This is a genomic window from Microvirga sp. P4_G7 (assembly GCF_056401005.1).
Window position 1 is genome coordinate 1 of sequence record NZ_JBFUKD010000175.1, and the last position, 6,310, is coordinate 6,310.

Below are 6,310 nucleotides of genomic sequence, written 5' to 3' on the forward strand. Positions count from 1 at the left end.
AAATCGGCCCGCGCTGTTTTGCATCGAAGCTCGAGTCCGAGAACGCCCTTAAATCCGCACAGGATGACCGGGCGCCCGCTGGAATCGATTTCGCCATACTCCCACCAGCACGCGTCCACCTGCACCCCCGCCAGGTGGTCCTTCAGAAAGTCCTCCAATGACGGACTGCCGATTTCCTCTTCGCCGTCGACGAGCCAGATGAGCCTGAACGGCAATGGGCCACCGTGTTGCTCACGAAAGAGGCGCCAACCCGCCAATCGACTGACGAACTCGCCTTTGTCGTCGGCAACGCCGCGCCCATACCAGCGGCCCTCGCGCGCAACGAGCTCGAACGGCGCGCTCTGCCACAAAGAAACCGGTTCCTCGGGTTGGACGTYGTAGTGATTGTAGATCATCACCGTCAGCGGGCCGCTGCCGATCTCGCCTACGACAAAGGGGCCGATCTGGCCGGGATGAATCGTGGTTCGGAAACCCGCTTCACTCAAGAGGCCGCGCACGACCTCCGCGCACTCGACGAGGTTTTCGCCCCGCGCGCTGACCGATGGAATGGCGACGAGCTGGCGGAGTTCGTCCTCGCCGCGCAGTACCTGGTCCGTCAACGCCATTTGCCGCCCCGCCGATCTCAGGTGAGACCGCGGCGCTTGAGAAAGCGCTCCAGACGCGCGAGGCCCTCGGCGAGATGGGCTTTCTCGACACCGATGCCGACGCGAATGTGGTTTTCGATGCCGAACCAGTTTCCCGCCACGACGAATACACTTTCTTCCTTGCGGAGTTCCTCGGACAGCTCCTCGGACTTCATGGGGAAATCATAGCGCAGAAATGCCATGCCGCCAGCGGCGGGCCGTTGCCAGGACCAGCGATTCTGTCGCTCCACCCAGCGAGACACGATCTCGACGTTCTCCCGCAAGATCGCCCTGCCCCGGCCCAGAATGCGTTCCCGCGTTTCCGGTGCCATTACAGCGGCTGCGAGAACCTGGCTCACGATGCTGCTTCCGATCGTCGTATAATCCTGTCTTTTTGCGGTCTCGGCGACGACGTCGTCAGGCGCGACGATCCAACCAAGGCGAAGGCCGGGACAGGCAAACGACTTCGACAGGCTGCTGGTGATGATGGTGCGCGGATATGCACCGTAGAAGCTCATGGTTTCCGAGCCGTCGATCTCCCCGCCGCGATAGATCTCATCGACCATGAGCCAGGCGCCCGCTTCTTCGGCGACCTCAACCAGGGCCGCGCGGCTCTTTGGCGAGAATACCGCACCCGTAGGGTTGCCCGGATTTGTGACCGCAATCAGTTTCGCGCCCGCACTCTCCCGGCGAAGCATGGGTTCATCGATCTGCCAGCCCTGGTCCGCAAGCAACGGCAATCGACGTACGTCCATGCCGAGCGCGCGTCCGAGACCGTCCACCTGCATGAAGTTCGGCACCGCAAACAACACTTTGTCGCCGGGCTCAACCAGCGCCATGAGAGCGATCATCGTCGCTTCCGAGGACCCGTTGGTGACGAGCACATTCGATGCATTCGCACCGTCGTACCAACGCGCAATGGCCTCGCGCAGGTCCGGCCGTCCATCAGTCCACCCGTAGCCGAGAGGCAGCTTCAAGAGCGACTGCGCTTCCAAGGAGGGGAGAATGTCCTCGATGGTGCAGGGATGGACCCCACTTTCGGTGAGATTGATCTCGACGTCGTTCTCGAACAGCGTCTGGTTGCGCTCCATCAGGAACGTATCGAATTCCACGGCGGGCTCCATCAGGCTGGCAAAGACGATCGATTGCCGGCCGCGCGTCGCGACCGAGGGCGCTACATTGGCAAGGACCAACTTAAACAGTCAAGTCTATTTTAGACTTTTTTGTCCACTCGAAGGATGCTAMAGGGAAATCTCGCGGCTCCCATTGTCGAGAAAACGCCATGAAAATCGAAGAGTTCACCCTGGAGCGGATTCAGTCGCTCTATGAAAACACCGTCGAGTACAATCTCTCCGACAGCGGCGTGCATCCTTATTCCCTCAAGGAGCTCTTGACGCCTGGAGAACGCGACGCGTTGCTCGATGTCGAACTCGGCTATGGCTGGACCAACGGCAAGGTCGGATTGCGCGAGGCCATCGCCCGTCTCTATCTCGGCCGGCAAGCAGACAATGTGATCGTCACCAACGGCTCGGCCGAGGCGAACTTTCTCCTCGTCATGTCGGTACTCGAGCCAGGCGACGAACTTGTCGTGTTCGTTCCGAACTACCTGCAGATCTGGGGTTGGGCCCGCGCCATCGGCGTCCACGTGAAAGAGGTGCTTCTGCGCGAAGAGCTCGGATGGATTCCGGACCTCGACGACGTGCGAAACGTCGTTTCCGCGAAGACGAGGATGATGACGATCTGCCACCCGAACAATCCGACCGGCAGCGTCCTCCCGCGCGAAACCATGGACGGCCTCGTGGCGATTGCGCGCCAGCATGGCGTCTATCTCCACGCCGACGAAGTCTATAAGGGCGCGGAGCTGGAGGGAGTAGAACCTCCAAGCTTCGCTGACCTCTACGAAAGGGCGATCGTCACGAACGGCCTGTCGAAGGCGATGGCGCTGCCGGGATTGCGAATTGGCTGGCTCGTCGGACCTGTCGCGGAAATCTACGCCACGTGGCAGAGCAAGGATTATACCTCTATCACCACTGGCGCCGTCAGCGAGTTCGTCGCCGAGATCGTCGTTCAACCGGTGAAGCGGCAGGAAATCCTCGCGCGCAGCAAGCGGATCCTGAAGGACAACCTTGCTCTCATGAATGCCTGGGTCGCCATGAACGAGGATGTCTTTTCCTTCGTTCCGCCCAAGGCCGGCGGCATGGCGTTCGTGCACTACACCATGGACATCAATTCCACCGCCCTCGTCCACCGCCTGCGTGAAGAACGTGGCATCATGCTGTTGCCTGGCGATGTCTACGGTCTCGACAAGTATATTCGCATCGGCATCGGCGCCCAGGGATCGCATCTCCAAGCTGGACTCGACCGTCTGGCCGATTTCGTCCGCAGCGAGCTGTGATGGCCAAGGAGCGCTCCACAAACAACGCGTCGCAGAGCGTTGACCTTGCGTCCTACACGCATGTTTGCGATGCCATCGCGCTGCTTTTCCAGCCCTATGCCGAGGTGGTGCTGCACGACCTGRCGACCGAAACTGTCTTTTACATCGCCAACAATTTCTCCAAGCGAGAACTCGGCGAGCCTTCCTTGCTGAACGAAATCGACTTCAGGCCGTCCGATCTCATCATCGGGCCTTACGAGAAAGTGAATTGGGACGGGCGAAGGATCAAGTCCGTCAGCGCCGTTCTTCGAACCGGCAATCGGCCGTCCGGCATTCTCTGCATCAACGTCGACGTTTCGCACTTCCACGCCGCGATGCAGATGTTGAACGCACTCGTTTCGGTTCCGCAAACATCGGAAAAGCCAGCACTTCTGTTCAAGGAGGATTGGCACGAGCGGATCAACGAGTACATCCAGAGCTGGACTCGGGAGCGGGGCGTGAACGTCGCGGACATGAGCCGTGTGCAGAAACAGCAGCTCGTAACCGATCTCGCCGGCGACGGCGCGTTCGGCGGACGTAACGCGGCCGCCTATATCTCGCGGATTTTGGGGCTTGGCCGTGCGACCGTCTACAACTACCTGCGCAAGAAGGACGACGACTGATGCTGATCCTCACGCGCGATGAAATCCAGGCTCGGATCGATTGGGATCAAGCGATCGAAGGACTGAAAGACGCCTTCAAGGCTGCCTCCGCGGGAAAAGTTACGATGCCACCCATCGGCTATCTCGGCTTTCCCGACGCGGACGGCGATTGTCACATCAAATCCGGACGTATCCTCGGCGACGCTATTTTCGTCGTGAAGGTGTCGACCGGTTTCTACGGCAACGTACGGATCGGTCTCCCGAGCAGCAACGGTCTGTCGATGGTCTTCTCAGCGGAGACAGGCGCACCCTTGGCGTTGCTGCAGGACGAGGGATGGCTCACCGATTTGCGAACCGGGCTGGCCGGCGCTATCGCGACCGATGCCATGGCGCGGCGTGATGCATTCACCGTCGCGATCGTAGGCACGGGTACTCAGGCGCGCTTACAGGTACGGGCGCTTCGCCGGATCTGGCGCCATCGCGCCTTTCAGGTTCGCGTATGGGGCCGCACGGCATCGCAAGTTGACGCCTATTGCGACGATATGGCGACGCATGGGATCGCGGTCTCGGCATGCTCGTCGCTGGAAAGCATGTGCCGCATCGCCGATGTCCTCATCACGACGACACCGTCGCGAGAACCGCTCGTTCAGAGGGATTGGATTCGATCCGGAACACACATCACCGCCGTCGGCGCCGATGCCCCTGGGAAGCAGGAGTTGGCGACGGAACTCGTCGCCTGTGCTGACACCATCGTCGTCGATTCGCGCACGCAATGTGTCGAGCATGGCGAGATCGCGACAGCGGCTCGCGACAATCGAATCGATCCGGCAACCTGTGTCGAACTGGGCGCCCTGCTTGCCGATCCCAGCTTGGTGGCACGCCGCGGCGACGACATCACGATCGCCGATCTGACTGGTCTTGCCGCGCAGGACATCGCCATCGCCAAGGTGGCTCTCGCTAGAGGCTGACCACCCGTCCGGTGCGCACGGCCTCGTCGGCTGCGAGCGCGATGCGCAAGCTCCTGACGGCATCGTTCATGTGGTCGGTCAAATCCAGATCCTCGGCGATCGCGCGCAGAAGAAACCGCTGCTCCCGCTCGCAAAGAGCGTCATGATCCGGCTCGTCTGCCGTATCGATCCGCTCGTCCTGCCGCGCGAACGACCCGTCCGCCGCCAGTTCCGCGTGATGCAGTAGGATCTGATTGGTCTTCGTATGCGCATCGATATCGTCCGATCGTATCGGACCCGCGGTTTCCGACATGACGATACTGACGCTTCCTTTGGGGCCGATTACATCCTTCACGAAATAGGCCGTCTCGCTCATCATCGGCCCCCATCCCGCCTCATACCAACCGACGGAGCCGTCGTCGAAAGCCACGTGCAGATGGCCGTAATTGTACATGCCTGCCGGCATCTCCTCGCTCAACCGCGTGCCGACCGCGTGCACCTGGACCGGACGCGCCCGGGTGATCTGGCACATCACGTCCAGATAGTGCACGCCACAATCCACGATCGGCGAAAGGGATTGCAGCAGACGCTTGTGAGCATCCCAAGCTCTGCCGCTCGATTGCTGGTTGAGATTCATACGGAAGACGTGCGGGGAACCGAGCGTCTTCGCGAGGTCGATGAACTTGATCCAAGACGGGTGGTGCCGGAGAATATACCCGACCACGAGCTTACGACCGGTTCGGATCGCCGTTTCGACCACGCGCTCCGCATCGGCGACCGTGTCGGCCAAAGGTTTCTCGACGAAGACATCGGCGCCCGCTTCCAGAGCCCTGATCGCATAGGGCGCGTGCGTGTCCGAGAATGTATTGATCGAAACCACATCGGGCGCCACGGCGGCGAGGGCTTCTTCATAATTCGTGTATCGCGGCAAACCTTGCAATGCGGGGGGTAGCGACATCGTCGCGATCGATCGCGCGCAAAGGCCGACGATTTCGAAGCCGTCGATCCGCGCATAGGCAAGCGCATGGGAGAGACCCATACTGCCCAGCCCGACCACGAGAACCCGTTTCGCGCCCATTTTGCCCTCTCCCGAAGGGATCCCGACCAGAATGGTCTGAGGGACCGCAAGCATTCCGTCAAGAAAGGGGGGCATATCCTCGAATGCCCCGGCCTTGGATGCCGAGCAATCGTTCCCGCAGGTTTGGAACTGGTCGCACCGTCTCGGCGGTAGGCCGCCGGATGTGCCTCGCTCAGAAACGTTGCAACGCAGCCGATCCCGCCGCGTCCGCGCGTGGGTTCAAGAGCGCTACCGGATTTTGTCAAGGCGATCCGGCGAGAGAATTTCGGCGCTCAGGATAGTCACATCGTACTAGAGTGACACGGTTCCGATGACCTTGTCCCCTCAACCTGTGAGCGATACCACTATGAGATCACTTGTCCTGATTGGGGCGGCGTCCAATTCTATCGGCATCGCAGCCCAGTGGAACGCGGCGAAGTTCGCGCGGGCGAGTCGAGGGATCGCATCACCGAGGCGTCGCAGACGCCGATCGGGTCTTACGGAGGAATACCATGACACCTCTTCACGAAAAGGCACTCCTGCGCCGCGCCGGTCAGCTTCTCGCCACCGCTTCGGTGGCTGCGGCGGCGATGACCATTGCTCACGCGGCCTCAGCCCAGACATTGACCATCGAGAGCTGGCGTAACGACGACGCCGATGTCTGGAAC

6 protein-coding genes are annotated in these 6,310 nt (G+C 61.0%); 3 read left to right on the top strand and 3 right to left on the bottom strand.

From position 1 onward, the window contains the following. Window positions 1-605: M20/M25/M40 family metallo-hydrolase (locus AC1DT3_RS09875; RefSeq protein WP_477465080.1), on the bottom strand; the 605-nt coding region annotated here is incomplete at its 3' end. A gap of 17 nt (window positions 606-622) precedes the next feature. Then, window positions 623-1,735, bottom strand: a complete 1,113-nt coding sequence (locus AC1DT3_RS09880) for an aminotransferase class I/II-fold pyridoxal phosphate-dependent enzyme (RefSeq protein WP_477465081.1) — start codon at window positions 1,733-1,735, stop codon at window positions 623-625. 170 nt (window positions 1,736-1,905) lie between these two features. Between AC1DT3_RS09880 and AC1DT3_RS09885 the strand changes: the two genes are divergently transcribed. From AC1DT3_RS09885 to AC1DT3_RS09895, 3 genes are read left to right on the top strand one after another with little or no spacing between them, the layout of a single operon-like run. Next, on the top strand, window positions 1,906-3,018 hold the full coding sequence (locus tag AC1DT3_RS09885) for an aminotransferase class I/II-fold pyridoxal phosphate-dependent enzyme (protein WP_477465082.1): 1,113 nt from the start codon (window positions 1,906-1,908) through the stop codon (window positions 3,016-3,018). After that, complete coding sequence (locus AC1DT3_RS09890; RefSeq protein WP_477465083.1) at window positions 3,018-3,659, top strand: helix-turn-helix transcriptional regulator; 642 nt, start codon at window positions 3,018-3,020, stop codon at window positions 3,657-3,659. The genes AC1DT3_RS09885 and AC1DT3_RS09890 overlap by 1 nt, the downstream gene beginning before the upstream one ends. Next, window positions 3,659-4,606 carry a Rossmann-fold NAD(P)-binding domain-containing protein gene (locus AC1DT3_RS09895; RefSeq protein ID WP_477465084.1) on the top strand — a complete coding sequence of 316 codons (948 nt, stop codon included), beginning with the start codon at window positions 3,659-3,661 and terminating at the stop codon, window positions 4,604-4,606. The genes AC1DT3_RS09890 and AC1DT3_RS09895 overlap by 1 nt, the downstream gene beginning before the upstream one ends. Here AC1DT3_RS09895 and AC1DT3_RS09900 read toward each other — a convergent pair. Further along, window positions 4,596-5,663, bottom strand: a complete 1,068-nt coding sequence (locus AC1DT3_RS09900) for a Gfo/Idh/MocA family protein (RefSeq protein WP_477465085.1) — start codon at window positions 5,661-5,663, stop codon at window positions 4,596-4,598. The two genes, AC1DT3_RS09895 and AC1DT3_RS09900, sit on opposite strands and share 11 nt — an antisense overlap. Window positions 5,664-6,310 lie beyond the last annotated feature (647 nt).

Coding starts and splice junctions, on each gene's coding strand:
- AC1DT3_RS09885 (WP_477465082.1), top strand. CDS start 1,906: ATGAAAATCGAAGAGTTCACCCTGGAGCGGATTCAGTCGCTCTATGAA.
- AC1DT3_RS09895 (WP_477465084.1), top strand. CDS start 3,659: ATGCTGATCCTCACGCGCGATGAAATCCAGGCTCGGATCGATTGGGAT.
- AC1DT3_RS09900 (WP_477465085.1), bottom strand. CDS start 5,663: ATGGGCGCGAAACGGGTTCTCGTGGTCGGGCTGGGCAGTATGGGTCTC.